The organism is Paraburkholderia sp. EG304, from assembly GCF_046543485.1.
Taxonomy (GTDB): Bacteria; Pseudomonadota; Gammaproteobacteria; order Burkholderiales; family Burkholderiaceae; genus Paraburkholderia; species Paraburkholderia youngii.
The window spans coordinates 112,735-137,689 of record NZ_JBKGUA010000003.1 but is presented as its reverse complement, the minus strand read 5'-3'; the positions used below and the strand labels follow the sequence as shown (position 1 = coordinate 137,689).

Genomic DNA, 24,955 nt, shown 5'->3' with positions numbered 1-24,955 from the left:
ATGAACCCGGTACCCGCATCGAGCAGTCAACTTTCCGAATCGCCACACACGATAAGCCAACCCGCTATATGTTGTTTACCGGTGCGAGTCGCGGAATCGGACATGCGACCGTAAAACTGTTCCAGAAGCATAGCTGGAAGGTTTTCACTATTTCGCGGCAACCCATCTCCGAAGACTGCAAGTGGCCGGCCGCGCGGGATTCGCATATCCAGGCAGACCTTGCCAATTCCGGACCCATGCACTCACGCAACCGGTTTCCTGCGACGAGGTTGAGGTTGAGGTTGAGGTTGAGGTTGAGGTTGAGGCCATGCCGACAGCGCAATATCAGCCAGTCGCTTCAATATTGCCCTGCATGCCCCGTCGCAGGCTTGCGCCGACATGCCTTGCACGACCGCCTCGTAAAAGCGGGCGAGAGCTTCAGTGTCGGTCTCCGGGGCAAGCTCACCCTCGGCGACGGCACGGTCAAAGCGTGCCTTGACGGCCTGGAACCAGGACTCCCGCCGCTCGGCGACCGCCCGTGCGACGGATTCGCTCTTTTCGGCATATTGAAGAACAGCCGTCGAAATCATGCAGCCGCGCGGCCTTCCGGGGTCGGTAAAGCGTGCCGCGGCGTCGTGCAGGTAGAACGCTATCGCATCGTAGGCGGGCATGTCTCCTTGCAGCGCTTCCAGCCACTTCCCGTTCTCACGCTTGCTGATGTGGTCGACCGCCTGTCTATAAAGCTCCTCCTTTGAGCCGAACGTTGCGTAGAGGGACGGCGGCGGAATACCCATGGCCTCGGTCAGATCGGCTATCGAGGTGCCCTCGTATCCATGCTCCCAGAACAGCCGCGCGGCGACATCAAGCCCCACGTCGCGCTCCAGCAACCTCGGTCTGCCACGTTTTCGGGCGGGGTGACTCATTTTGTAGCGATTCCTATAAAAAACATTGACAGCGTGTTTTCAGCGTTATTAATATAACGATCACTATTCAATTCGAAAAGGAGTGAATGATGTCTGGAAAACTTTCAGGTAAAACGGCCATCATAACGGGAAGCTCGCGTGGTATCGGCCGTGCTGTAGCACTGGCCTTCGCGCGAGAAGGAGCCGCGCTCATCGGCGTGCATTACGGCAGCAACGCGGATGCTGCTCACGCCACCGTTCGCGAGATCGAGGCCCTCGGAGCAAAAGCCATCGCCATCAAAGCGGACTTGAGCCGCGGGAAGCAAGCAACGGACAGTATCTGGGAGCAGTTCAAGGCAGCCGCGATTGCCGCCACCGGTGAGCCTCGGCTTGACATTCTGGTCAACAACGCCGGCATTGCACCGGGGATTCCCTTGTCTGAAACCAGTGAGGCGACCTTCGACGAGGTGCTCACGGTCAACTTCAAGGCACCGTTCTTTCTGATCCAGGCCGTTTCCGATCACATTCGCGACAATGGACGAATCATCAACGTTTCGACGGGCTTTACGCGTGTCGCCGCTCCAACGCATCCCGCGTACGCCGCATCGAAAGGTGCCGTTGAGACCCTGACGCTGGCGCTTGCCCCTGAGTTCGGGCGTCGCGGCATCACGGTCAATACGGTCATGCCGGGCGTGACGGACACGGACATGAATGCGGAGTGGCTAACCGTGCCCGAAGCGCGCGCCGGCGCGGAGGCGATGTCGGTATTCTCGCGAGTAGGTCGAGCTGACGACGTCGCTGACGTCATCACCTTCCTGGCTTCGAATGACGCACGCTGGACTACGGGACAGGTGATCGACGCGACAGGCGGCGCCCGGCTCTAAGCATTGCGCCCGGTAAATCCACCGAGCGCACTAGTTCCAACTGCTGTGCTCCAATCGGTGCCATCTGCTGCTTCGTTTTCATCGCCGCGAGATCAACAATGGCATCAACGTGGTCCGGGATCTCCAGTGTACGACTTCAGCGACCGAACCATGTTGGGCATGCTGCATTGATCCCGGGAATAAGCACCCCGAAGTGCAGAACTTGCGGCAACTTCGCAGCGCGCGGCAAGTACGACCCCGGCGGTTCGCTGCCGGGGTCTCCTTTTCAAGCCACATCGCTGAGGTCTGCGAGCCCCGCTCTCCCGTCCGGCTCTACCGCGATCCCGGCGTCTCCGACGCGAGCCGCCACGTGAGATTCCCGCGAGCACGCATCTCGCATCTCGCGTGGAAATAGTCCGTGAAATAGATGCGAGGTCGTGCAAGCAAGCTGCCGAGGAACTTTCGTTCCTGCAAGTCATACGCGAGGTCGTCGAGGTCGGAGCGCTCTCTGCGCACGCGCACTCCTTCCGCCAGAAACCGGGATCTCGCGGCGCCTAGCACAGCGAGGTCGATGTCGCACGTAAAGCGTTCATCGAGTTCTTCCGGCGCGCCGATATGACGGGTAGCGAGGACCATTTCGCAGATGCGCTGACACATCGCAATGCGATCGCCGGCCGAGCGTCGAAGCCAGTCCGCGCTGCGCTGTTCGTTGTCGCTTGCGCCTGGAACATAGATGATGTCGTGGCACCACAGCGCAAGTTCCACGAGATCAGGATGCGGAATCGCGCTGCGCGCCACATCGAAATAGCGCAGACAGCGGCGAACGTGACGCAGCGTGTGATAGTGACGAATGGGTTCGCCGTAACGTTGCGCGAGGTCGGCATAGACCGCCTCAGCGCGTGCGCCGCCGCAGCGCGTCCACAACTCGACGAAGCGTTCCTGCAAGTGGGTCATCTCTGCTCCTTCGCGCACTTCGGCTCACTACGACTGCCAGACGCTTTAGTCAGCAGGCTGCTCAGAGAAACTCCGCGCGAATGTCGATGCTGGAGCGTCGACAGATATCCGCGTAGTGCCGCGCGAGTTTCGCCTCTTGCTTCCATCGCGACGTGCTCGGCACGGATACGCTCGGCAAGATGATGGGGCGTGTAGTTGACCGGTGCAGGCGGTGGTTGCTGGACGGAGCTCGCCGGCTCCGGCGTTTCGCTGAGCGGCGCCCCGCACTTGCTACAGAATCGGGCGGTTGCGGCGGACCCGCGCCCGCAACGGGGACACACGCACGTCAGCATGGTCACGCAGGCTTCGCAGACCCTGGCCCTGCTGAGATTATCGAATCCGCAGTTTGTGCAGCGCATACAACCTCGCCGCGGCACGACCAGTAGGAATTCATTATGCGCCGGATGCACCACGGTAGCAGTCCGGCTATTCACCTGGTATTTCGGCCGCCGAATCCCCGGAAAGCTATACTCCCCAAAAGTATTGTCCTATACTGCCCCCTAGTATCCACACATCGTCGCTGTCATGCCTCATTCCGTCGAAGAAAAGAAACGCGTCCTGACACGCGTGCGCAGGGTCCGCGGCCAGCTGGACGCGCTCGAGCGCGCGCTGCAGGATGGCGCCGATTGCGCTCCGGTGCTCCAGCAACTGGCTGCCATCCGCGGCGCGATCAACGGGGTGATGGCCGGTGTGCTCGAAAGTCATCTGCGCGAGGAGTTCACGCACCTTGCGGGATCCGCGGATGCCCCATCGGGGTCGATCGACGATGTCGTGACCCTCGTTCGAACCTATCTACGCTAGTTGAATGCGGGATTTCCAACCCGCAATTGGCCGCCCCTTTCTTAACAGGACCACTATGAAATCGCGTGCTGCAGTTGCGTTTGCGCCAGGTAAGCCCCTCGAGATCGTCGAGATCGACGTCGAACCGCCTCGCAAGGGCGAGGTGCTGATCAAGATTACGCATACCGGTGTTTGCCATACCGATGCCTTCACCCTCTCGGGGGACGATCCCGAAGGCCTCTTCCCCGTCGTGCTCGGTCACGAGGGCGCCGGCATCGTCGTGGAAGTGGGTGAAGGCGTGACGAGCGTAAAACCCGGCGATCACGTGATCCCGCTCTACACCGCGGAGTGTGGCGAGTGTCTGTTCTGCAAGAGCGGCAAGACCAATCTGTGCGTGTCCGTGCGCGCCACGCAGGGCAAGGGCGTGATGCCGGACGGCACGACCCGCTTCAGCTACAACGGCCAGCCTCTCTATCACTACATGGGCTGCTCCACGTTCAGCGAGTACACCGTGGTGGCCGAGGTGTCGCTCGCCAAAATCAACCCGCAGGCCAATCCCGAGCAGGTGTGCCTACTCGGCTGCGGCGTGACCACGGGTCTGGGCGCGGTGAAGAACACCGCCAAGGTGCAGGAAGGCGATACCGTCGCCGTATTCGGGCTGGGCGGCATTGGCCTCGCCGTGATCCAGGGCGCCAAGCTCGCCAAGGCTGGCCGCATCATCGCCATCGACACCAATCCGGGCAAGTTCGACCTGGCGCGCGCCTTCGGGGCGACCGATTGCGTCAACCCCAATGATCACGAAAAGCCGATCCAGCAGGTCATCGTCGAAATGACGGGCTGGGGTGTGGACCACAGCTTCGAATGCATCGGCAACGTCAACGTGATGCGGGCGGCGCTCGAATGCGCGCACCGTGGCTGGGGCCAGTCGGTCGTCATTGGCGTGGCCGGTGCGGGCCAGGAAATCTCCACCCGTCCGTTCCAGCTCGTGACCGGCCGCCGCTGGCTGGGCACGGCCTTTGGCGGCGTGAAGGGCCGCTCGGAACTGCCCGGCATGGTGGAAGACGCGATGGAGGGCAAGATCCAGCTCGCGCCGTTCGTCACCCACACGAGGCCGCTGTCTGGCATCAATGAAGCGTTCGATTTGATGCACGAGGGCAAATCGATCCGGACCGTGGTTCACTACTGACACCGAAGGACGGAGAGAGGCCTGGGTCTCGGCAATTCGTCCGTCCGTTGACCACGCCAACTGCTCGTACGCGAGGCGCCGACGCCTCGCTCGACAATTGCCCATGGTCCCGGCACCGATCAGGTATTGCGTTCGCCGGCGCTGCATGGGCAATCGAGGATGCTCCGGGCCGAGGGCTCCCCGGAATCGGAAAAGCTACAGATCGAGAATCAGATCCGAAGTCGGCCGGCTGCAGCACATCAAGCGCATGCCCTTGTCGATTTCACGCGGGCGGATGCCTCCGTTGTGCTTCATGTCCACCGAGCCTTCGAGGACTTTCGTCTTGCAGGTCCCGCATATGCCCTGGCTGCATGACGATGGCAAGGCCACACCGTCCTTGCGCGCGGCGACGAGCACCGTCTGCGAACCGTCCATCATGAACGTGCGACCCGAGCGCGCCAGCTGCACCGTATAGCCTATCTGCCCGCTCGCTTCTGCGGTGGACTGCGCGCCCGGCCCTTCGGCGCACTCCACAGTCTCCGCGAAGTTGAAGCTTTCCTGATGATATCCGGAGGGATCGTGCCCACCTTCCTCGAGCATCTTTCGGAAGCGTCCATATAGCCGCCCGGGCCGCAGATGAACACTTCATGATCGCGGTAGTCCGGCACATGCCGGGTCAACAGTTCAAGATCAAGACGCCCCACGGGACCCGACCAATCCGGCTCGTTCCCGGTCGCCTCGCATACGTGCACGACCCGGAGCTTGTCCGAGAGCGCGCACAAGCACGCAAGCTCGTTGCGAAAGATGATGTCTGCCGGCGTCCGGGCGCTATGAATAAACACGATGTCGCGATTCAGGCCGAGGTCGAGCGCCGCCCGCGTCATTGACAGCAACGGTGTCACTCCCGATCCCGCCGCAAGATACAGAAGCTTTGCAGCGGGGTCCGAAGAAGGTGTGAGTACGCCCGAGGGTCCGAAGGCTTTCAGCTCGACACCCTCCCTCATGTTCTCGTGCAGCCAGTTCGACATGATGCCGCCCGGCGTGCGCTTGACCGTAATGGAAAGCGTATGGGGCGTGTCGGCGGCGAAGAGATCGTGTAGCAACGGCTGACCTCCTTGCCGGCGATCTCGGCGGACACCGTAATGAACTGGCCCGGCTCAAAGTTGAAGAGCCGGCCGTCCCGGGCGCTAAACACGAAGGTGAGCGGCATTACGCTGAGCAACGTGGTGATTGCGGGCACCACGTACAACACGTCGCTGACCGCGCCGGCAACCTGATGCGGGCGCACATGGGCGCGGGCAACCGCCTCCGTGTGCGCGTCACAGCGGGCAGATCGAGCGACCAAACGATGTAAACCGAAATACGACTACCACGCCTTGTTCTTTGTCTCCGTGGCCCAATCGTCGTGTCCTATTGCCACTTCGCGTGCTTATGACGATTGCGAGCGACTACGTCCCACTGCTTTCTCGCTTCCTTTTGCGCCGACTTGCCGTGATCATGCTGATGTTCTCCGTCGGCTGCCTGACCAGCCTTGGGGCTCCGCCTTGCGAACCTGAACATTTCGGCGAATTTCATCTCGATCTCCTTGTGCGGTAACGACGCCGCAAATCCAGTTTACTCCGGCTGCCAGGCCAGGAAACGCAATGATCGACGCGTCAATTCAAATGATCGTTCTCGTTCTTGTCGTCTCGATCGCTGTCGCGCCCGGGTGGGAATTTTTCTGAATCTCAGCGTTGCAGCGCGTGGCGTAGATGAATGTCAGATCCGAAGCGTCTCGATTCGGCACCTGGAAAGTACCCCAATCCTCGCCTGGTTCGCTAAGGCGGTCACATAACAGTTCGATCACTGCATCGGGAGCGGGTGCGCAGTTCATGAACGGCTTGTGCGACATCAGAAACGTCCGCATTGTCTCTGGTTGTTCCAGGTCGAGCGGAACGTGCCACGGCAGCCGGCCAGATGTTCCGTCAAACTGCACATACAACACCGGCGGAGCCTTGAAGTGCATGTGGAACAGCCCATGCACATGGATTGCGAAACGCTCGAAATAGTCCTCCATGCGCGACTGCAGGCTCGAGTGGGAATAAAGGAGGGTCGCGCTCGCGGTGGCTTCCAGACGAAAGGTGACAAACCTCGCTTCGCCTTCCTGTGAAACCACCCCGACTCCGTACTGCCCTATCACCTGGAACGGGGTCGCGCGAGGCGGAGTGTAAAAGTACCGATCGACGTAAGAGATGGGTTCCCCATCGTCGTCATCGTCGCGGAAGTTGCCCGCTCGAGAACTCGCGGAGGCTGGATTGCCGGGATTCAATCGGGTGGATCTGGCGTCCCTATCGCTTTTGCTCGACATAGTGGTGCCTCCGCATCCGGTTCTGGGAGAAGCAGCATATGCGTCCAATCCGACGGGTTCGGCCTTGCGTCTGCCTTGCGAAAATTACCCCTTCGGATCTTTACGTACCAGGGAGTTTTGCGGTCCGTGAGTCGTGCGCCTCCAGGCCTCGTCCGCTCTTTGCTGAGCCGATTTCACGGTATGTTCGATCCGACGCTTACTAGTGGGCGCATGCGTAATCGCCGAAGTCAGACTGGAAAGTGTCCGTCGGACAGTCCTCGTGACCATAACTCGCTCCGCGTTCTAGTCCATATCCATATGTTAAGTCTAGGCCGTTACATGAAGTGCGCGCTACTGTACGTTTGAACAGCACCTTGGTGAGTCCACGATGCACATCGTCCCGTTTCATCGGAGCAATGAACCTCCGGTTAAGGCAGCGCTTGATTTACAACCGCCCTGAAGGAACCGCGCAGTTCAGCCGGGGCTTCATGTGTCTGGCTTGGGGCCCCTGACCGCAGCGAAGCGGCGTTGTATCGCGACGAGCTGGTCGTCCGTGGTCGCTACCAGCCACAAGCGTGCGTGCTCCTCGATTTTCCGGTTGTGGTCCTTCAGCGGCCCCATCGAGGTCGCAGCCTTCCAGACCACCGGGCCCACCCGGCTACTCCTGCCGGACGGCGCGCCTACCAGCAGGCAGTAAGGTCCAAGGGGAAGCGATACGAACGGTACCGCTGGACTCCCTCGCGTGCGCCAGTCGATGAAGGGCGTCTCGCTGATAAGCAGCGGCATGGCCAGACCGTAAAGCACGCTGAAATCGTACAGCGCCAGTTGCTTGCGCAGGCCCGCGTAACCGCGCCGGATGTCAGCGATGACTGCCGCGCGGATTTCATCCTCGAACATCGGCTCGTTCGCATAGCGCGCGAATGCCTCCCGCGCGTCCGACTGATATGCGCTGAACACCCCGAGCTCCACGCAGTCCTGAACCGCGCGGTGGATCTCCGCTACCGAGCCGGCCTCATCTGGCTTGCCCAATTGCGCTGCCCGCAAAAACCGGGCAAGTCCCGCTTCCTGGATCGGCGGGCCATCCGCAGATGTGTCGTCGTCAGCGTCCGGATCGAGCGGCACGTAGATATATTTTTCGGCCGCAAAGCGCGATTTCTTGCCTTCATCAAACTTGATTTCGCCATCGATACAGTCCAGATAGCGAGTCCCGATTCGTCCATGCTCCCAGATCCAGTTCTTCAGGAGCGGGCGGAGTGGATGCAACGTGTCGTGCTCAGCAGCCATTCAAGCCTCCCAATGCTTTCGGATAGTTCCGCGCGGTCGCCTGTTTCGTCGAGGATCCCCATCAGCGATGGTAACGGAGACACGGCCTCCAGCTTCCGTCAACTCAAAGTGTGCGAGTGACGCCAACAGGTATCGCGTGTCTGTTGGGCGATCGGCGTCAAGAGGCGTTTGCGGCGCCCGAACCGCAAAGCCAATTTCCTTGTAAATCAATGAGGTAGAGAAATATGACGAATTGGCACGTCGCGTGCAGTGTTGGGTCCAGCCAGCGTTGCCCTGCGCTGAATGGCGTAAGACGCCATCCCAGGGACTTCGAAAACACTGTCGCGCATCGGCGTCCGGTGTGGCTTCCTGGAGTCTACCTATGCCACTCGCTCGACTGCTCCTCTGCTTTCTCCAGTGCTCGCTCGCAGCCGCGGTGCTGTTGCCGGTCGTCGCCGGCGCCGCGATCCTGCCAGACGCATCGCAACGCTATGCGTCCGGCACGCTCGACGCGAGCCCCAGCGATTCGGCGACGCCTCAAGAGCTGAAAGCCGGCATCGAGCGCCTACGCACCGGGACGTGGTGGGAAGCCAACCGCAAAATCCGCCCGGAACTCGCGCAAGTCGGCGACCTGATGTTCCTGCTGCCGCTTGCCGACAGGCAGCTCGAACCATCGTCGGATGCGATCGGCCGCGTGCAGCGCCTGCGCGAGGCGCTGCGCGGACACCTGATGCGCGAACCCGCCGGCTGGACCCGTCTCGTTACGCAGGTGCGGGCAGAGCGCGCGAAGGCCGGCGATGCGTCAGCCGTGCTGCTCGCTGACGCGCTCGTCAACGAGGTCCGCTACCGCGACGGAACCGACGGCAGCTACTACACGCCGGCACGATTCTTTGCCGAAAGCGGCGTATGCAAGGATTTCGCCGTCGCCAAATACCTGCTGCTGCGCGACGCGGGTTTCGAGATCGAGCGGCTGCGTCTCGTGTCGCTCGCGCCGCGCTACAACAACACGCCGGACGACTGGCACGTGATCCTCGTCGTGCGGATCGATGGCGCGAGCGAACCGCTCGCACTGGATTCACCGAACGCGAAGCGCGCCGCCGATGCGTCCAAGGAGACATCGGCTTCGAGCGGTCCGTCCGCACTGCTCGGTGCAATCCTCGCCGGCCGCGAGCGCGCCGACGCGGTGCTGCGTGCGCCCGCCGGACCGCTTGCCGCACCGCTCAGCCGGTCTGGCCAGGCGCGGCGGCCGCTGGCGACAGTGTTCAACGAGCTGGGCAGCCGGTCGTTCGAACGCGCTGCGCCGGGCGCGCTGCGGCGCGCGTCGGCGGCCGGGCGAAGCACGAACGCGATGTATGTCGACGAAATGGGCGAGTCGTGGACAGTCGACGGCTCCGGCACGTTTCCGAAGTGGCGCGTCGCCGTTGACCAGGCAGACGCGCTGGCGAAGCCGGGTCCGGCGGCAAGATTGATACGCGTGGCGGCACGTTGACCAAGGTGGGCATGGCGCGCCACCTGCACAGTGGAATCCCGCCGCCCCGGAAGATCCGGTATTGCCCTTCGCCTCGCAGTACGGTGAACAACTCGCTCTCGCCCGCTAGCTCCTCGCATAGCGAACGGGCCCGCGTATAGGCGTCGAGCACTTCTTTGGCAGCCAGCCCTTCGCCGCCATCATCGTCACGCCCATGACCTTTTAATAATCGAGTTCATGCCTGAGCAGCGCCGGCGTGCGAGGTAAGGTCCGGATGATGTCGAGTCCCCGGTTCAGATACCGGTGGCAATACATCATTTCTGGAGTGCAGGAACCGCGCTCTAGTCATGCCCTCGGCAGCATGATTACCGCGAACCAGGTGTCCCGGATCGAAACTGCGATGGCACCCAATCATGAGTTAGCGCGCGCGACGGGCCGCTGCGGAAATTCGCGCGGTCCGTCCCATCACCCGCCCTCGATCTTCTGACGCAGGTCCCTCATCCAAACCGGACACAATAGACAGGTGGCAAATGCGCCGAAATCAATTGCCAGTTTTCGCCGCCGTCTTCGGACGTCCAGAGCGAACCGGTGGTCGACCCCATCGCGAGGCGCATGCCAGTGTCATCTACCGCGAGCCCGTGCCGATACACAAGGTCATACGCCGGTGTTTGCGGCAACCCGCTCGAGAAGCGTTCGAACGTGCGGCCGCCGTCGCGTGTGCGCGTGACGACGAATTGGCCGTCCACCGGAATGCGGCACTGGTCTTTCACGGCAGGCACGAACCACGCGGTGTCCGGGTCGCGCGGATGGACGGCAACCGCGAAGCCGAAGCTCGACGGCTGCGCTTCGATCCGCTGCCAGTGAGCCGCACCGTCGATCGAGCGGAAGATGGCGCAGTGATGCTGAGTCCACAGCGCATCCGGGTTTGCCGGACATTGCACGACGCGGTGCGGGTCTTGCACGTTGGCTTCGCCGCGCCGCTCCGGCGGCATGTAGTCGGCTTCCATGCCCTCGGCACTCACGCGCCAGCTCGCGCCGCCGTCGTCGGTTTGCCAGACGCCGCCGCACGACACACCGATCGTCACGTGCCGGCTGTCGCGCGGATCGACCATCACGGAATGGATTCCCGCCGCGTCGTAGCCGCCTCCGAACCATTCACGGCGCTCCGGGCGATCCCACAGCGCGCGGTTGAGCACCCATGTGTCGCCGCCATCGCCGGAACGGAAAAGCCCGCCCGGAATCGTGCCGGCCCACAAGACACCCGGCTCGTCCGGGCCGCCTGTTTCGAGCGACCAGATCTGCTGAAGCGTCCAGGGAGTGGCCGGCCGGCTGGGCGCGGCTTCGTCATCGCTGTCGGCGCCTGCGCTCGCGTGCGCGCCGTCTGCGGCAGGCGTCTCGTCGGCAGGCTGCGGCGGGTAGACCGGAACCGCGCACTCTTCCCAATCCGTCATGCCCGCGCGCCGGCGATGCAGCTTCACGCCGAAGTGGCCAAGATTGAGCGCCGCATACAGCGAGCTGTCGCGGGGATCGGGCAGCACCATACTCACTGGCTCGCCGGCGAAATGCAGATCGCCGACGTGCCAGCCGCGCTCACCGTCGGCTCTGACATCGAACAGGCCCTTGCGGGTCGCGACAAGCAATCGATCGCTCATATCGAGTGACTCCTCGAGTACTGATGGCCCTCTCACCCGCCCGACAGCGCCTGAACCACGTAAACCCGGCTTTGCTCGCCGAGCGCGTCGGACAGATGTTCCCGGTCGTGGACCCGCCGGCCGTCGACGAACACCGCGAGATGCGGTCGCAGCGAGCCCTGATCGTCAAGGATGTAGCCGCGCAGTCGAGGCTGCGCGACGAACACGGCTTCGAGCGCTTCGCCGAGTGTGCGCGCGTCGATCTCGCGCTCGGGCGTTGCGATATGCCGCTGAATCGAAGCTGCGAAAAAGATATGCGCCATGGCCGGATAGAGTCGCGGGGACGACAGCGTCCGTCGGTTCTGTAGTCTAGGCGATTCCCCGCTTTCGGTTGAGTTGCGCGATGACCGCTATTAACGCCGCGCTGCACGCCGCATGCCGGATCGTCTCAGCCAAGGCGGTGCCTCGCTCACCGCCAGCTTGAGACCCATGACGACGATCGCTATCGAAACGAGTAACGGCATCGACGGCGGCCGCCGCGCGATGAACAGTTCGATGGCCGCAGCCGTGACCGGCCCGAGCGCCTGAAACGCGACGACGCGGCTCGCATCGATACGCGCGAGCGCCCACAGCAGACAAAAATATCCGATGCCGCTCGATAAGCCAATGACGCCGACGTTCGCCCATTGCGTTGCGCTCAGGCCGGGCACGAGCGGCTGCGAGGCCAAAGCGCACCATACCGCGAGAAAGACGACCGCGGCGGTCATCGCCAATGCGCTGGTGGGCAGCGCCGGATAGCGTTGCACATACGGCCGGTACATGATGCTGCACACCGCGCCGATCAACGTCGCGCCGAACAAAGCAGCGAATGCGGGGGCCGTGCTCGGATGCGCGCCGGTAGGTGAAGCGGACGCAGCCAACAGCAACGCGATGCCGCAAACCGCAAGCGCCAGGCCGGCGAGCTTGGTCCAGCGAAAGACCTCGCGGCCGATCACGATTGCGAAAATCATCGTAAAAAGCGGCATGGTCGAGAACACGAGCGCGCAGCTAGCGGCGGACAATGTTTGCAACGCATCATTGATCAGCACGATCAGCAGCGCGAACTGAAAAACGCCAAGCACGGCGATCGCGACCGCGTCTTTCAGCGCGAAGCGCGGCCGCGAGCCGCACAGCACCGGGATGGCGAGTACGAGCGTGCCGATCAGGTACCGAAGAAAAGCGAGCGTTGGCGGCGATGCATCGCTCGACACCGCGCGCGTCGACACCATTGCGACACCGACCAGCACACCTGTGATCGCAGCGGCCGACGACGCCTTGCCATCCACCTTCACAGATCGAGCGCCCAGTTCTGACCGATCAGGTCCTTGCCGAAGCTGTGATGCGGCTCCTCCTCTACCAGCGTGAAACCCGCCCTTTCATAAATGCGGCGAGCGTCGGTGAGGACACTGTTGGTCCACAGTACGAGTTTCCGGTAACCGGCGTAGCGCGCGAAGCGGATGCACTCGTCGACCAGACGCTGGCCGATGCCGAGGCCACGCGCGCTTGCTTCGACGGCAAGCAGCCGCAGCTTCGCGGTCGTGTCGTCCTGCCGTACCACGAACACCGAGCCGACCGGCTTGCCGTCTTTCTCGGCGATCCAGCAGCGTTCGCGCTTCGGATCGAATTCGCGGACGAACTTCGCGACGATTTCAGCGACCAGCGCCTCGTACTCTGCGTTCCAGCCGAACTCCCGCGCGTACAGCACGGCTTGCCGATGCACGATCCAGCCCATGTCGCCCGGTTGCGGCTCGCGCAGAATGAAGCCCGGCTCCGGATCGCTCAGCAGCGTGCGGATCTGTTCCATCGCGTCGACCAGTTGCTGCTGGGCGGTTTGCGGCAGCCGCTCGAGCATCGCGATGACCTCGCGCTGCGATGCTTGATCGAGCGGCGCAAAGGTCGCGCGGCCCTGCTCCGTCAGTTCCAGATGCGCAACGCGCGCATCCGCCGCCGAGCGCGATTTGACGACGAGGCCTTTCTTTTCGAAGCCCGAGATCACGCGGCTCAGATAGCCGGCATTGAGGCCCAGTTCGCGGCACAGGTCCGACGTCGTGAGGTCCGTGCGGTGCGCGAGCTCATACAGGATGCGGACCTCGGTCAGCGAAAACTCGCTTTCGAGCAGATGCTCGTGCAGCACGCCGATCTGGCGCGTATAGAAACGGTTGAAGCTGCGAACGGTTTGCGCGCGCTGGTCGACGGTGACATCTGACATGAATGCACCTTTATATTTGCCTCAGGCAAATTATTATATGCCTCAGGCAAATATGTCAACGGCCGAGCAATTGGGTGAACGACGCTTAGACACTGCCAATGACTCGCGCAACGTCCGTCATTTTCCCGTGACCGACCTGGGCGCCGAGCGCAGCAGGCCGACCGAGATCAGCGCCCCCGCCGCAAAGGCGACAACGACGGTAACGCGAGCCACGAAACTGAGAAAGTGAGACCGGGTGGCCTCGGCGTACAGGCAGGTCGCGGCGGCGTACATGCCGAGTGGGAAGACGCCAGACCATTCAGCCGCCGTATAGCGAATTGGCTCGCCGACGATCACGTGCTTTTCGATGAAAAGCGCGGCGAGCAGAGGAATCCAGAATGTCGCCATGAACCAGCACGCGGTGGTGAGGACCCTCAGCACCAGGTAGTCGACGCCCGGCCAACCCGCCCAGGTTATGCCCTGCCAGAATGAGACGGCTGCCGGCCAACGTCGTAATGGCCATCGCTCCCATGTTGATCGACCACGGCTCCGTGAGGTCGGCGGCCGTCATGGGCACGAAGCACCATCGGTAGAAAATCAGTGTGACGCCGTATACTCGACAAGCCGGACCGCTTCGTTCAGGTGAAGTGAATGTACGAATGTTTCATTCAGAGCTTGTTCAGGAAATCGACTTCAATGCGAAACACGCCCTACATCCAAGGCCGGTTACTGATCGTCGCGATGTTCGCTCTGCCCGCGTTCGTGTTCACGAGCGGCTGTAAGTCGACGACCACAGCGAGACCGTCCGCGAGCGCGCCGACGGCAGTCGCCACTGACGACGCCACGCTCGCCGGCCGGGTGAAGCAGGCGCTTGCCGCGGACTCCACGCTACGTTCGTTGCCGATCAGCGTGGCAACGTACCGAGGCGTCGTGCAGTTGTCGGGAGACGTGGATTCACAGGCTCAGATTCTGGAAGCCCTTGCGGTGACCCACAGCGTGCCGGGGGTGCAATCCGTGAGCAACGATCTGCACCTGAAGTCGCAATGACATGCGTTCGCCGGTGGGCGGATAACTCGAGAGTCACGCGGGATCGCGCACGTCCCCACTTTGAAAATATCTCAAAGTGATATGTCGACCGGCAGGCCGACTGCGAAACCGGTGTTCAACAATCGAAAGGTATGCTGATTGCTCATGTGTTATGACGAGGCGGTTCGCGATTGACCGGTTCAGTGTCACTTTGCGGCCGTCTGATCGTGTCTCGAAAGGAGTTTCGATCGTGTCGCTCTCTCGCCGTCATTTCATGATACTTGCCGCATCCGTTGCCTCAACGACCATTCTCTCGACGAAGTCAAACGCGGACGCGCCCGTGCTCACCGAAAACGATCCGACCGCGCAGGCGCTCGGATACAAGATGGACGCGTCGAAGGTCGACAAGTCGAAATTCCCTCGGTACCAGACAGGGCAGACTTGCGCCAATTGCCAACTGTATCAGGGCAAACCCGGTTCCACGAATGGGCCGTGCCCGACGTATGGGGGCAAGCTGGTCGAAGCAAAAGGATGGTGTAACGCCTACGTGAAAAAGGCGTAATTTACAAACTGCGAGTGTTGAACGAGAACCGTCACGCACCGCAAGGAACAACAAGCCCGCCTTCCGTTCAGCACCATATCACCTGTTCATATCCAACCGTGCGCCGGTAGACGTGCGTGGCGTTCCAGTTGCACGTCGTGTATTCCATGTACGCATTGGTAAGAACGACGATCCAGTGTGACAGCGTTTGCATCACGATCTCCATAGGTCGGAAAATGCCCTTGAGGCTCCTGAGGCGCAACAATTCCGTGATTTGTTGAGCTCATCATCGCCTTCTACGGCAGCAACCGATTCTTCGAGGACCTGAATCGACCCAGAGCCAAAAACCGCCAATGAAAAAAATGGCGAACCGTCGTCGCGATGCAGCATTGAAGCGACCCCGGCAACGGAGAGCGATGCATGATGTGAGTCATGCTGCCGGTTGTGTCCCGACGCGGCAATTGCGAAATCCGCCACCGCGATTGCTGATTCCTGCCGTCGTCGAAAATTGATCGCTCTCGCCTTCGTCAGACGGATCGTTTCGTACCAGGGGCTTTACTATGTCGACCACCTTTTACGTCACGCCTGGAACGTGCCGCGCGTCGCGTGTCCTGCATCGCGTCGACTAAATTCTCCAACTGCGTAGCCACACGATCCGCGCCAAAAGCTTGCACCGCAACCTGGGCACCCTCGAAGCACAGATGCAGGATCATCGCGCAATGTTCGGGATTTCCACGCCGCACGAACACCACGCATTTGTCGTCGCTGCCTTTTACGTTGAACATCTGAAGCGGGCGAGCGCGCCACGGCCGATCCCCTCTGTTCAGCGCTGAAAGTACGTCAAGCCCAACGCGCTTTTGACCTCTGACAAAGTTTCTCCCGCCACCTCCCGCGCGCGCATCGTCCCGCGACGCAGGATCGCAAGCACCTCGGCCGGGTCTTCCTCCAACTCGCGACGGCGTGTGCGAATCGGTTCAATGAGCGACTGGAGCCGCTCGTTCAGCACGCGCTTGATCACGCTATCGCCAAGTCCACCCCGCCGATAGTGGGATTTCAGTTCGTCGACCTTCTGCACGTCCGGCTCGAATGCATCGAGAAACGCGAACACGACATTGCCTTCCACCTGACCAGGATCGCTGATTCGCAAGTGGTTCTGGTCGGTGTACATGTTGTTGACTGCCTTGGTGATTTCGTCCGGCGTGGCGCCTAGTGCGATGGCGTTCCCGAGGGACTTGCTCATCTTGGCTTTGCCATCGATACCGGGTAATCGCGTGACCTGTGACAGCACCGCCTCGCATTCGACCAGCACGGGTCGGTCGACGGTGCTGTTAAAGCGCCGCACCAATTCGTTGGTCTGCTCGATCATAGGTAGCTGGTCATCGCCCACGGGTACGTGGGTTGCCTTGAACGCGGTGATATCAGCCGCCTGACTGACCGGATACGTGAGGAAGCCCGCCGGGATGTCGCGCTCGAAACCGCGCAGGCGAATCTCTTCCTTGATAGTCGGGTTTCGCTCGAGGCGCGCGACCGTCACGACGTTCAGCAGATACTGAAACAGCTCGGCCAGTTCTGGTACCTGGGACTGGATGAAGATGGTCGACTTCGCTGGGTCGATGCCCACCGCAAGATAGTCGAGCGCTACTTCGATGACGTTCTGGGTAACCTTCTGATGCCGGCCCACGTTGTCGGTTAACGCCTGGGTGTCAGCAAGAAGCAGGAACTGCTGCGCCTCATGCTGAAGTTGGACGCGCGCACGCAGCGAGCCGATATAGTGGCCGAGGTGAAGCGGGCCGGTGGTGCGGTCACCGGTCAAGATCGTGGGGCGGTTGGTGTGTGTCATGGACAGGAGGCTCCTGGTTTGGATGCCACCAGCCACGAGCGCGCAGAAACGAAAATGCCGCCAGGACTGGCGGCATCATGTTTGCAAATATGCGTGTGTGTGGAAACGGGCCGCCGGATTCAGGCGTGCCACCAACGGTGCACTTTCAGCGAGGTCGGTTTCGTATCCATGGAATCGAGTATAACGCAGCCTCAAACAAATTTGCCCGATGTCGGCGACGCGTACGAGAGTGACGCGCTACGTGCAGGCGCGAAAAAGGGAAAGTGATACGATTGTCGGGCGTCCGATCAGGAGACGAATATGCCCATCTATCAGATCACTCGCAGTGTTCTGGAGCGCGTCGCCCAGGCGGTATCGCGCTCCTTCCACGATGACGCTATCTACAGCGAAGAGGCTGCGGCGGACGGTCGGTTGAACGTGCTGCTAGTGCGCAACCCGGCCGGGCCCGATACCCCCTACATTTCGCTTCGCTTCCCCGGTGACCTGCTGGGTCGCCTCGAAACACTGGGGCCCAGGCAAACCGCGATAGTCGGCAATCACATTCGAAACATTGTTTCGGCCCGTCTTGCCGAGTACCGGAACGCGTCCGACGCCGGAACGCTGAGCCGGAACGCCCCCTTCCCGATCGAATTCGACGAGCGCATTTTCGACGACACCGCTGGGGCGGATGAGCCTACTTGAGCTCGTCGGCAGGAAATGCCGTGAGGAAATCAAAGTCGCACCCTGCCGCGGCGGATAGCACGTGATCGTGATAAAGCCGCTGGTAACCGCGCGCATAGATCCCTTCCGCCGGACGAAGCTCACTGGCACGACGCGTCAGCTCGGCCTCGTCAACCAGTAGATCGATCCGCTTGTCCCGCGCCGACAGCCGGATCCGGTCGCCATTGCGCACCAGCGCCAGCGGGCCGCCGAGCGCCGCCTCTGGCGTCACGTGAAGCACGATGGTCCCGTATGCGGTGCCCGACATGCGCGCATCGGAAATCCGCACCATGTCCTTCACCCCCGCCCGCGCAAGTTTCTGCGGAATCGGCAGATAGCCGGCTTCGGGCATGCCTGAAGCACTGCGCGGCCCGGCGTTCTGCAATACGAGGATGTCGTCCGCGCGGACGTCAAGATCGGGGTCGTCGATGCGCGCGGCGAGATCTTCGAGTGAGGTAAATACCACCGCGCGCCCTTCGTGTTCCAGCAGTTCGGGAGTCGCGGCGGCGCGCTTCAGCACCGCGCCGCCGGGGGCGAGACTACCGTTCAGAACGATCAGGCCGCCCTCGGCACTGATCGGTTGCTCGGTCGAGCGGATCACGGCCGTATCGATCGGATCGGCAAGCGGCTTGTTCAAACGCTCATCGAGGCTCTGCCCGGCGATGTCGCGACAGGTCAGATCGAGTTGGGGCATCAAGCCGCGCAGAACACCCTCCAGCCCGCCTGCCGCATGAAAATCCTCCATGTAGCCGTTGCCTACCGGCTTGAGATCCACGAGTACCGGCGTTTCATCCGACAGCCGGTTGAACTCGTCGTAATCGATCTTCAGTCCGATACGACCGGCGATCGCCGCCAGATGAATCACGGCGTTGGTCGAGCCAGAGACCGCCAGCAGCACACGCAACGCGTTGCGCACCGATGCGGGCGTCACGATCTCGGCCGGTTTCGGTCCGCCATCGAGGGCCATGCGCGCAACCAGCGCTCCGGTCTCCTCGCAATTGCGCAGTCGATCCGCATGCACGGCCGGAATCGCCGCCGACCCGGGCAGCATCATGCCCAGCGTTTCCGCAATCAGCGCCATGGTCGACGCGGTGCCCATGACCGCACACGTTCCCGCGGTGACGGCCAAACGCCCCTCCACCTGCCTGATCTCCTGCTCCGGGACTTTCCCCGCGCGGAAATTCGACCAGAAGCGGCGGCAGTCCGTGCAGGCGCCAAGCCGCTCGCCGCGATGCCGTCCGATCATCATCGGACCGGCCACCACCATGGCCGCGGGCCGCCCTGCGGAGATCGCGCCCATCAACATTGCCGGTACGGTTTTGTCGCATCCGCCGAGCATTACCACCGCATCCATCGGCTGGGCGCGGATCATTTCCTCGACGGCCATCGCCATCAGATTGCGATAGACCAGCGAAGTCGGCGAAAGGAATACCTCGCCAAGCGAAATCACCGGAAACACCACCGGCAACGCGCCCGCCGCGAGCACACCGCGTTCGACCGCCTTGATCATTTCGGGGAAATGGCGATGGCAGTTGTTGAAACCACTCTCCGACGTGCAGATCCCGACGATCGGCTTGTCGAGCGATTCGCCGGTGTAGCCCATCGATTTGGCAAACGACCGGCGCAGATAGCGCGCGAAGTCGTGATCACCGTAGTTCGTCAGGCCATTGTCCAGGCCACGCGGTTTTTGGTTCATGTCCCATTCCTTACGATCAGGCGATGACGAATGTATTTGGGCGTCAGGTAATCCAGTATGCCAAGGCTGCCGCCCTCGCGGCCAAAGCCCGATTCCTTGATACCACCGAAGGGCGCCTCGGCCGTCGCCAACAGCGTCTCATTGATGCCGACCATGCCTGCCTCGAGCGCTTCCGCGGTCATCGCGGCCAGTGCCGAGTCGTGCGTGAAGACGTAGGCCGCCAGACCAAATTCCGTTGCATTGGCGCGCGCGATCACGTCCGCGACGTCGTGGAAAGCCGCAATCGGCGCAACGGGTGCAAACGGCTCCTCGCACATGATCCTCGCGTCGTCGGGAACGTCAACCAGCACGGTCGGCTCGATGAAATGTCCTCGTTCGAGATATGACGGCCGTTGGCCGCCAGCCAATACTCGCGCACCACGGCCGCGGGCATCCTCGATCAGCGACAGTGCGCTCTCTACCGCCCGGGCGCGAATCATCGGACCAAGGGTGGTTTCGGGGTCACGCCCATCCCCTATCCTGAGTTCCCTCGCAACGGCCGCAAACGTCTCGGCAAACGGCGTCAGAATCGAGCGGTGCACATAGAAACGCGACGGCGAGATGCACACCTGACCACAATTGCGGAACTTGGTCGTTGCGAGCTTTTTCGCGCTTTCCACAGGGTCCGCGTCGGCATGGACGATCACGGGTGCATGTCCGCCCAACTCCATCGTAACCTTCTTCACGTGATCGGCGGCGAGCCGCAAGATCTCCTTGCCGACCGGCACCGACCCCGTCAGCGACACCTTGCGGATCACCGCGGATTGAACCAGCCGGGCCACCATCGGTTTGGCGTGACCGGTCAGGATGCCAAGCACCGCGGCCGGCAAGCCCGCATCGAGCAGAACCTGCCCGAGCGCCATGCAACTCCCCGGCGCTTCCGAAGCCGGACGCGCGATCACGCTACAGCCGGCCGCCAGCGCCGCGGCGATCTTGCGCGCCGGCAGCAACATCGGGAAATTCCATGCCGACAGCGCGAGGCACGGACCCACTGGCTGATACCCGACGGCAAGCCGCTCGTCGACATGGCGCCCGGCAATAGTGTGTCCGTAGATGCGCTTGGCCTCTTCCGCATACCACTCGAACTGATCCGCGCTCGCATTGATTTCGCCACGCGCCTCGAGCAATGGTTTGCCGGTCTCGCCGCTCATCAGGAACGCGTACGTGTCAATCCGGGCTCTCAGTAGATCCGCTGCAGGGCGCAGCACCGCGGCCCGCTCCCACGCCGACGTCTTCGACCACAGCGCGAACCCGCGCCCGGCTGCCGCAAGCGCAGCCGCTTCGTCGGCTTCGGTCGCTGCCGGCACGCTGCCAACCAGCTCGCCCGTCGCCGGACTTCTGACCTCGATACATGCGCCGTCGGACGCACCGCGCCACGCGCCATCGATTAGCAGGCCACCAGATTCGTACATGCTCGCCCCTTTCAGATTCGCGTCTTCGTATAAGCGTCCTGCACGCCGTCGGACCATGGGCCGACGTTCCACTGGCCATACGCACCCATCCCGCCCGCGGGGTCCGCACCGTAATAGACCGGCACGTGAATCAGACTCAGGCCCGGGTGAGCGTGCGCCTGCGCGAGCGCATCGCGCAGACCTCGCTCCGTATCGCCCGCCGACAATGCCATCACGCCCGCCACGGCTCCCGCCATCGCCACATAATCGACGGCGACCGAATCGTTGGTGCGGTAATCGGTATCGAACTGCGCTTCCTGCAAGCTGCTGATCGCCGCCATGCGGCGGTTGTCGAGCAGCAGGATGGTGCCGTGCACGCCATGCTCGATACCGTCGATCAGGATCTGCGGATTCATCATGAACGAGCCGTCGCCGGTGAACGCGACGCCATAGCATCCTTTCCCCGCGATCGCCTGAGACAGCAGCGCGGAAACGGCGAAACCCATATACGACGCACCGGACTCGGTGTACGTTTCGCCGGGCAAGTCGTCGCGGATCACCTGGAAGCCATTAGCCTGCACGTCGCCGGCATCGAAAAACTTCAGCGCACCGATCTCGCGGCAAAAACGCTCGGCGATGGCGATGGCCTGCGGTTGCGTCAGCACCTCGCGCCGCCAGACCGCATCGAAACATCGAGGGCCGCCGGCGCGCGCGTCGCGCAAGGCCAGCCACTCGGCTTTCTTGCGCGCGGCCTCTTTGAGCCATGCCGATTTCGCCGGCGTCAACGAACCGGCCAGCGCCACCGCCAGCCGCTCGCAGATGGCCGCCGCATCTCCCAGCAACGCGGTGCTTTCGTTGTAGTGCTGGACGTCGGTCGGATCGGCGTTGATATTGACCACATGACGAACCTTGGGCCAGCCGATGCCCGAGCAGTCCGACTGGCACACCGCGCGGCTGCCGATCACGATCAGCAGCTCGGCCTCCTGCATGGCCCAGTTGCCGCTGATCGACCCTTTCGAGCCCGCCACGTGCAGGTTATGCGGATGGGCGTCGGGCAGCACACCAACCGTTCCGGGGCTCAGGACCGCGACCGCACCGCTGGCTTCGGCCAGCCGCCGCACCGCCGCCGCAGCATGACGCGCACCGGCGCCGACCTTGATGGCCACCCGGTCCGCGCCCGCGATCAGCTCCGCAGCCACGGCCAGGGACGCCTCGTCCGGTATCGGCAAACGCGGCCAAACGGGTCGGGCCGCAAGCGCATCGAGTCTCAGCGACACCCGCGCCAGTTGCGTGTTCAGCGGCAGATTCAGATAGAACGGCGCGGGCCGCCACGGATGAAACACGGCCGCACTGCCATTGCGCAACGCGTCGCGCAATGCAGCGGGCGTATGCAACGTATAGGACGCCCCCATCCGTTCTGTCAGGGACCCAAACAGTCCCTGCCCGGGGCGAGGAATCTGCTGCATGTTGTAGCCCTCGCCGTGCGTCGTCTCGTCGCCATACAGATGGTAGACGCCGACCCCGTTCGACGCAGCGGCCAGCGAGCCGGCGAGCGCTTGCAACGCGCCGGGCCCGATCGACGTGAGCACCGCGGCGACTTCGCCGTAGACCCAGGAAAGCGCGGTGGCCGCGTGCGCCATTTCCACTTCGTTGCGGAACTGCCAGCATTTCACGAGACCGTGCGCCTCGTAGATACGCAGAATCTCGGCAATCGCGGTATTGCCGTGTCCGAAGATCGCCAGATACTTGGTCACGCCCTGCTTCATCAAACCCAGCACGAGCGCTTCGGCCAAAGGCAGTTCGACGACATCGGAAAGCAGGCCGTCCGCCAACGCCTCGCTCAGCCCGCCCGCCTCGCGCAACCAGGCGGCGCGGCTTTCTGTCGTGACCGGAAGCTGCTTCGACGGAGTAACGAGATCAGACATGGTTGTGCCTCGCGGGATCAAAATGCCAGGCGAATCGCCTTGCCTTCACGAGCCGACTGCTCGGCCGCCGACGAGAAACGCAGCACCTGGCGGGCCTCCCTCGCCGTTAGCACCGGCGCCCCACCCGTTTGCAGCGCATTCAGGAAATGCCGGGTCGACAGCACGAAGCTCTGCTCCCACCCGCTCGGCACGTCGTAGGTCGTGAGCTGGCCGTCGCGGTACAGGGTCACGGGCGGCGTCGCCCCGAGCCGTCCATGGCCGCCGTTGATGAAGAGCACACCCGACGTGCCGGTGATCTCGACGCGATCGTCCTGCGCATAGTGGCGCGTCACGAGTTCCATGTCCGGCGAATAGACGATCTCCAGATTGCCGACACGATTGCCGGGAAACCGGAACGAGATGATCGACTGTGCATCGAAACGCATGCCGCCCGGACCTTCGGTATCGCCGATAAACGCATGCACCTCTTCCGGATCACCCATGAAATGCCAGGCGAGCGCGAACTTGTGATGTCCGTCGTCGAATACGAGCGGCCCGCCGCCCGCGTGAGACTTCTCACTGCGCCATGCCGATGCGGACGGTGGCACTTCCCACGCCGTCGCGCTGCGCGCCGGGTTCGACTTGATGCGGATCGACAGCGGTGTGCCGATCGCGCCCTGATCGATCAGCTCGCGCGCTTTCAGCACCGGCGGATAGAAGATGAAATTCTCGAAGACCTTGAAAGGCCGGTCATAGGCCTCGGCGGCCGCCACGAGTTGGTCCGCCTCGGCGAGATCGACGCACATCGGCTTTTGCAGCGAGACGATCTTGCCCGCCGCCATCGCTTTCAGCGCCACCGGCAGATGCAGATGATGCGGCAACAGAATCTCGACCAGATCGATGTCCTCACGCGCGAGGAAGCGATCCACGTCCTCCTCGACCGCGACGTCGGGAATGCCCCAAGCGGCGAGCTTGCTGCGCGCCTGCGCCACATCCCGGTCGCAGACGCCGACGATGCCTGCCAGCGGATTTTGCAGGTATTCGATGGCGTGCAGATCGGAGATGCGACCCGCACCGATGATCCCCACGCGGAAACGAGATCCCGTCATTTTTCTTCCTCTATTTGAATAGTCTCTGTTGGCGATGGTTTGCGTTCATCGCTTCGCGTGGCGTGATTCCCGATCGCGATTCCGTCCGGGTCGAAGCGATGCAGCTTCGAGCTGTCCACATTCAGTCCGACTTCGTCTCCGCGGCGCACCGCGTGCGCGAGCGGCGAGCGCACCGTGAGCGTCGGCAGGCCATTGCCGATGCCGAGGTAATACAGTGTCTCCGCGCCAAGCTGCTCGACGAGTTCGATGCGCCCGCCAACGCTCGCCTGCCCGCGCGCGCAAAGTGTGATGTGCTCGGGCCGGATACCGATACAGTCCACACCATCCGGCGCGCTGCGCGGACCGGCATCATCCCGGCTCATTAGATACGGCCAGGCCGACGCCGGTAGCACGTTCATCGCAGGCGCGCCGATAAAGCGCGCGACGAACAGATTCGCGGGCCGTTCATAGAGCTCCATCGGCGTGCCGACCTGCTCGATCTTGCCGCCGTTGAACACGACGATCCGGTCCGCCAGCGTCATCGCCTCGACCTGGTCGTGCGTGACGTACACCATCGTCGCCCGCAACCCGGCATGCAGTCGCGCGATCTCGAGGCGCATCTGCACCCGCAACGCGGCATCGAGATTCGAGAGCGGTTCGTCGAACAGAAAGATCTTCGGATGACGAATGATGGCGCGCCCGATCGCCACGCGCTGCCGCTGCCCGCCCGACAATTCTCTCGGCGTGCGTTCCAGCAGATGATCGAGCTGCAGCGTCTTGCCGACCTCGCCCACCTGCCGCCTGATCTCGCGCTTGTCGACGCCCGCGAGCCGCAATCCGAAGCCGATGTTTTCAGCCACCGTCATGTGCGGAAACAACGCGTAGGACTGGAACACCATCGCTATTTCGCGCTTCGACGGATGCACCTGCGTCACATCCCGGCCATCGATGTGGATCGTCCCGCCCGACACGTCTTCGAGGCCGGCGATCATTCTCAGCATCGTCGATTTGCCGCAGCCCGACGGGCCGACGAACACCACGAACTCGCCGTCGGCGATGTTCAGATCGACGCCATGGATGACCTCATGGCCAGCGAACGATTTGCGTATGCCCTGCAGACTCAATTGCGCCATT

25 protein-coding genes and 1 pseudogene are annotated in these 24,955 nt (G+C 62.6%); 8 read left to right on the top strand and 18 right to left on the bottom strand.

The window, feature by feature from the left end:
- Positions 1-242 precede the first annotated feature (242 nt).
- Positions 243-902: a TetR/AcrR family transcriptional regulator gene (locus ACLFKU_RS05030; protein ID WP_368581441.1), complete on the bottom strand. Its 660-nt coding sequence runs from the start codon at positions 900-902 to the stop codon at positions 243-245.
- A gap of 89 nt (positions 903-991) precedes the next feature.
- Here ACLFKU_RS05030 and ACLFKU_RS05025 point away from each other — a divergent pair, with 89 nt between their 5' ends.
- The gene (locus ACLFKU_RS05025) at positions 992-1,765 is read left to right on the top strand and encodes an SDR family oxidoreductase (RefSeq protein WP_410848363.1); all 774 of its coding nucleotides are present in this window, start codon (positions 992-994) and stop codon (positions 1,763-1,765) included.
- Between the two features lie 312 nt (positions 1,766-2,077).
- Here ACLFKU_RS05025 and ACLFKU_RS05020 read toward each other — a convergent pair whose 3' ends face one another.
- Both ACLFKU_RS05020 and ACLFKU_RS05015 read right to left on the bottom strand, forming a co-directional pair.
- Complete coding sequence (locus ACLFKU_RS05020; protein ID WP_410848362.1) at positions 2,078-2,698, bottom strand: hypothetical protein; 621 nt, start codon at positions 2,696-2,698, stop codon at positions 2,078-2,080.
- Positions 2,695-3,096 carry a zinc ribbon domain-containing protein gene (locus tag ACLFKU_RS05015; RefSeq protein WP_368581438.1) on the bottom strand — a complete coding sequence of 134 codons (402 nt, stop codon included), beginning with the start codon at positions 3,094-3,096 and terminating at the stop codon, positions 2,695-2,697. Before ACLFKU_RS05015 ends, ACLFKU_RS05020 begins: the two co-directional genes overlap by 4 nt.
- 166 nt (positions 3,097-3,262) lie before the next feature.
- Here ACLFKU_RS05015 and frmR point away from each other — a divergent pair, with 166 nt between their 5' ends.
- The gene (gene frmR / locus ACLFKU_RS05010) at positions 3,263-3,538 is read left to right on the top strand and encodes a formaldehyde-responsive transcriptional repressor FrmR (protein ID WP_368581437.1); all 276 of its coding nucleotides are present in this window, start codon (positions 3,263-3,265) and stop codon (positions 3,536-3,538) included.
- A gap of 55 nt (positions 3,539-3,593) precedes the next feature.
- Entirely contained in the window at positions 3,594-4,703 is a 1,110-nt protein-coding gene (locus tag ACLFKU_RS05005; protein ID WP_410848361.1) for an S-(hydroxymethyl)glutathione dehydrogenase/class III alcohol dehydrogenase, read from the top strand.
- A 195-nt stretch (positions 4,704-4,898) separates the two neighbouring features.
- On the opposite strand, the pseudogene ACLFKU_RS05000 reads toward ACLFKU_RS05005, so the two are convergent.
- Positions 4,899-5,877 (bottom strand): annotated as a pseudogene (locus ACLFKU_RS05000) (2Fe-2S iron-sulfur cluster-binding protein).
- Here ACLFKU_RS05000 and ACLFKU_RS04995 point away from each other — a divergent pair.
- Positions 5,825-5,959 carry a hypothetical protein gene (locus ACLFKU_RS04995; protein ID WP_410848510.1) on the top strand — a complete coding sequence of 45 codons (135 nt, stop codon included), beginning with the start codon at positions 5,825-5,827 and terminating at the stop codon, positions 5,957-5,959. The pseudogene ACLFKU_RS05000 and the gene ACLFKU_RS04995 sit on opposite strands and share 53 nt — an antisense overlap.
- A gap of 383 nt (positions 5,960-6,342) precedes the next feature.
- On the opposite strand, the gene ACLFKU_RS04990 is transcribed toward ACLFKU_RS04995, so the two are convergent.
- Together ACLFKU_RS04990 and ACLFKU_RS04985 are read right to left on the bottom strand one after the other, a co-directional pair.
- The gene (locus ACLFKU_RS04990) at positions 6,343-6,837 is read right to left on the bottom strand and encodes a hypothetical protein (protein ID WP_410848360.1); all 495 of its coding nucleotides are present in this window, start codon (positions 6,835-6,837) and stop codon (positions 6,343-6,345) included.
- Between the two features lie 657 nt (positions 6,838-7,494).
- Positions 7,495-8,292 carry a hypothetical protein gene (locus ACLFKU_RS04985; RefSeq protein ID WP_410848359.1) on the bottom strand — a complete coding sequence of 266 codons (798 nt, stop codon included), beginning with the start codon at positions 8,290-8,292 and terminating at the stop codon, positions 7,495-7,497.
- 361 nt (positions 8,293-8,653) lie between these two features.
- Here ACLFKU_RS04985 and ACLFKU_RS04980 point away from each other — a divergent pair, with 361 nt between their 5' ends.
- Positions 8,654-9,760 (top strand): transglutaminase domain-containing protein, encoded by a 1,107-nt coding sequence (locus ACLFKU_RS04980; RefSeq protein WP_410848358.1) that lies wholly within the window; start codon positions 8,654-8,656, stop codon positions 9,758-9,760.
- 476 nt (positions 9,761-10,236) lie between these two features.
- On the opposite strand, the gene ACLFKU_RS04975 is transcribed toward ACLFKU_RS04980, so the two are convergent.
- From ACLFKU_RS04975 to ACLFKU_RS04955, 5 genes are all read right to left on the bottom strand, one after another.
- Positions 10,237-11,391 (bottom strand): WD40/YVTN/BNR-like repeat-containing protein, encoded by a 1,155-nt coding sequence (locus tag ACLFKU_RS04975; protein ID WP_410848357.1) that lies wholly within the window; start codon positions 11,389-11,391, stop codon positions 10,237-10,239.
- A 32-nt stretch (positions 11,392-11,423) separates the two neighbouring features.
- Positions 11,424-11,693, bottom strand: coding sequence for a MoaD/ThiS family protein (locus ACLFKU_RS04970; protein WP_013093592.1), 270 nt, complete (start codon positions 11,691-11,693; stop codon positions 11,424-11,426).
- Between the two features lie 90 nt (positions 11,694-11,783).
- The gene (locus ACLFKU_RS04965) at positions 11,784-12,701 is read right to left on the bottom strand and encodes a DMT family transporter (RefSeq protein ID WP_410848356.1); all 918 of its coding nucleotides are present in this window, start codon (positions 12,699-12,701) and stop codon (positions 11,784-11,786) included.
- Complete coding sequence (locus ACLFKU_RS04960; RefSeq protein WP_410848355.1) at positions 12,698-13,618, bottom strand: GNAT family N-acetyltransferase; 921 nt, start codon at positions 13,616-13,618, stop codon at positions 12,698-12,700. The genes ACLFKU_RS04965 and ACLFKU_RS04960 overlap by 4 nt, the downstream gene beginning before the upstream one ends.
- A 117-nt stretch (positions 13,619-13,735) precedes the next feature.
- Positions 13,736-14,038, bottom strand: coding sequence for a hypothetical protein (locus ACLFKU_RS04955; protein ID WP_410848354.1), 303 nt, complete (start codon positions 14,036-14,038; stop codon positions 13,736-13,738).
- A 255-nt stretch (positions 14,039-14,293) separates the two neighbouring features.
- Between ACLFKU_RS04955 and ACLFKU_RS04950 the strand changes: the two genes are divergently transcribed.
- Complete coding sequence (locus ACLFKU_RS04950; protein WP_410848353.1) at positions 14,294-14,644, top strand: BON domain-containing protein; 351 nt, start codon at positions 14,294-14,296, stop codon at positions 14,642-14,644.
- A gap of 229 nt (positions 14,645-14,873) precedes the next feature.
- Positions 14,874-15,185 (top strand): high-potential iron-sulfur protein, encoded by a 312-nt coding sequence (locus ACLFKU_RS04945; RefSeq protein ID WP_410848352.1) that lies wholly within the window; start codon positions 14,874-14,876, stop codon positions 15,183-15,185.
- A 67-nt stretch (positions 15,186-15,252) separates the two neighbouring features.
- Here the strand turns inward: ACLFKU_RS04945 and ACLFKU_RS04940 are convergent, their stop codons facing one another.
- Both ACLFKU_RS04940 and trpS read right to left on the bottom strand, forming a co-directional pair.
- Complete coding sequence (locus tag ACLFKU_RS04940) at positions 15,253-15,378, bottom strand: hypothetical protein (RefSeq protein WP_410848351.1); 126 nt, start codon at positions 15,376-15,378, stop codon at positions 15,253-15,255.
- 609 nt (positions 15,379-15,987) lie between these two features.
- Positions 15,988-17,004: a tryptophan--tRNA ligase gene (trpS, locus tag ACLFKU_RS04935; RefSeq protein ID WP_410848350.1), complete on the bottom strand. Its 1,017-nt coding sequence runs from the start codon at positions 17,002-17,004 to the stop codon at positions 15,988-15,990.
- A gap of 300 nt (positions 17,005-17,304) precedes the next feature.
- Here trpS and ACLFKU_RS04930 point away from each other — a divergent pair, with 300 nt between their 5' ends.
- Positions 17,305-17,685, top strand: a complete 381-nt coding sequence (locus ACLFKU_RS04930; protein WP_368581423.1) for a hypothetical protein — start codon at positions 17,305-17,307, stop codon at positions 17,683-17,685.
- Here the strand turns inward: ACLFKU_RS04930 and ACLFKU_RS04925 are convergent.
- Genes ACLFKU_RS04925 through ACLFKU_RS04905 form a run of 5 tightly spaced genes read right to left on the bottom strand, consistent with a single transcriptional unit; the run spans position 17,678 to position 24,954 of the window.
- Complete coding sequence (locus ACLFKU_RS04925; protein ID WP_410848349.1) at positions 17,678-19,399, bottom strand: dihydroxy-acid dehydratase; 1,722 nt, start codon at positions 19,397-19,399, stop codon at positions 17,678-17,680. The genes ACLFKU_RS04930 and ACLFKU_RS04925 overlap by 8 nt on opposite strands.
- Positions 19,396-20,850, bottom strand: a complete 1,455-nt coding sequence (locus tag ACLFKU_RS04920) for an NAD-dependent succinate-semialdehyde dehydrogenase (protein WP_410848348.1) — start codon at positions 20,848-20,850, stop codon at positions 19,396-19,398. The genes ACLFKU_RS04925 and ACLFKU_RS04920 overlap by 4 nt, the downstream gene beginning before the upstream one ends.
- 11 nt (positions 20,851-20,861) lie before the next feature.
- Positions 20,862-22,754, bottom strand: a complete 1,893-nt coding sequence (locus tag ACLFKU_RS04915; protein WP_410848347.1) for a thiamine pyrophosphate-dependent enzyme — start codon at positions 22,752-22,754, stop codon at positions 20,862-20,864.
- 17 nt (positions 22,755-22,771) lie between these two features.
- The gene (locus tag ACLFKU_RS04910; protein WP_410848346.1) at positions 22,772-23,842 is read right to left on the bottom strand and encodes a Gfo/Idh/MocA family protein; all 1,071 of its coding nucleotides are present in this window, start codon (positions 23,840-23,842) and stop codon (positions 22,772-22,774) included.
- On the bottom strand, positions 23,839-24,954 hold the full coding sequence (locus ACLFKU_RS04905) for an ABC transporter ATP-binding protein (RefSeq protein ID WP_410848345.1): 1,116 nt from the start codon (positions 24,952-24,954) through the stop codon (positions 23,839-23,841). The genes ACLFKU_RS04910 and ACLFKU_RS04905 overlap by 4 nt, the downstream gene beginning before the upstream one ends.
- Between the last annotated feature and the right edge of the window lies 1 nt (position 24,955).

Coding starts and splice junctions, on each gene's coding strand:
- ACLFKU_RS05030 (WP_368581441.1), bottom strand. CDS start 902: ATGAGTCACCCCGCCCGAAAACGTGGCAGACCGAGGTTGCTGGAGCGC.
- ACLFKU_RS05025 (WP_410848363.1), top strand. CDS start 992: ATGTCTGGAAAACTTTCAGGTAAAACGGCCATCATAACGGGAAGCTCG.
- ACLFKU_RS05020 (WP_410848362.1), bottom strand. CDS start 2,698: ATGACCCACTTGCAGGAACGCTTCGTCGAGTTGTGGACGCGCTGCGGC.
- ACLFKU_RS05015 (WP_368581438.1), bottom strand. CDS start 3,096: ATGCGCTGCACAAACTGCGGATTCGATAATCTCAGCAGGGCCAGGGTC.
- frmR (WP_368581437.1), top strand. CDS start 3,263: ATGCCTCATTCCGTCGAAGAAAAGAAACGCGTCCTGACACGCGTGCGC.
- ACLFKU_RS05005 (WP_410848361.1), top strand. CDS start 3,594: ATGAAATCGCGTGCTGCAGTTGCGTTTGCGCCAGGTAAGCCCCTCGAG.
- ACLFKU_RS04995 (WP_410848510.1), top strand. CDS start 5,825: ATGAACTGGCCCGGCTCAAAGTTGAAGAGCCGGCCGTCCCGGGCGCTA.
- ACLFKU_RS04985 (WP_410848359.1), bottom strand. CDS start 8,292: ATGGCTGCTGAGCACGACACGTTGCATCCACTCCGCCCGCTCCTGAAG.
- ACLFKU_RS04980 (WP_410848358.1), top strand. CDS start 8,654: ATGCCACTCGCTCGACTGCTCCTCTGCTTTCTCCAGTGCTCGCTCGCA.
- ACLFKU_RS04975 (WP_410848357.1), bottom strand. CDS start 11,391: ATGAGCGATCGATTGCTTGTCGCGACCCGCAAGGGCCTGTTCGATGTC.
- ACLFKU_RS04970 (WP_013093592.1), bottom strand. CDS start 11,693: ATGGCGCATATCTTTTTCGCAGCTTCGATTCAGCGGCATATCGCAACG.
- ACLFKU_RS04960 (WP_410848355.1), bottom strand. CDS start 13,618: ATGTCAGATGTCACCGTCGACCAGCGCGCGCAAACCGTTCGCAGCTTC.
- ACLFKU_RS04950 (WP_410848353.1), top strand. CDS start 14,294: ATGCGAAACACGCCCTACATCCAAGGCCGGTTACTGATCGTCGCGATG.
- ACLFKU_RS04940 (WP_410848351.1), bottom strand. CDS start 15,378: ATGCAAACGCTGTCACACTGGATCGTCGTTCTTACCAATGCGTACATG.
- trpS (WP_410848350.1), bottom strand. CDS start 17,004: ATGACACACACCAACCGCCCCACGATCTTGACCGGTGACCGCACCACC.
- ACLFKU_RS04930 (WP_368581423.1), top strand. CDS start 17,305: ATGCCCATCTATCAGATCACTCGCAGTGTTCTGGAGCGCGTCGCCCAG.
- ACLFKU_RS04925 (WP_410848349.1), bottom strand. CDS start 19,399: ATGAACCAAAAACCGCGTGGCCTGGACAATGGCCTGACGAACTACGGT.
- ACLFKU_RS04920 (WP_410848348.1), bottom strand. CDS start 20,850: ATGTACGAATCTGGTGGCCTGCTAATCGATGGCGCGTGGCGCGGTGCG.
- ACLFKU_RS04915 (WP_410848347.1), bottom strand. CDS start 22,754: ATGTCTGATCTCGTTACTCCGTCGAAGCAGCTTCCGGTCACGACAGAA.
- ACLFKU_RS04910 (WP_410848346.1), bottom strand. CDS start 23,842: ATGACGGGATCTCGTTTCCGCGTGGGGATCATCGGTGCGGGTCGCATC.
- ACLFKU_RS04905 (WP_410848345.1), bottom strand. CDS start 24,954: ATGGCGCAATTGAGTCTGCAGGGCATACGCAAATCGTTCGCTGGCCAT.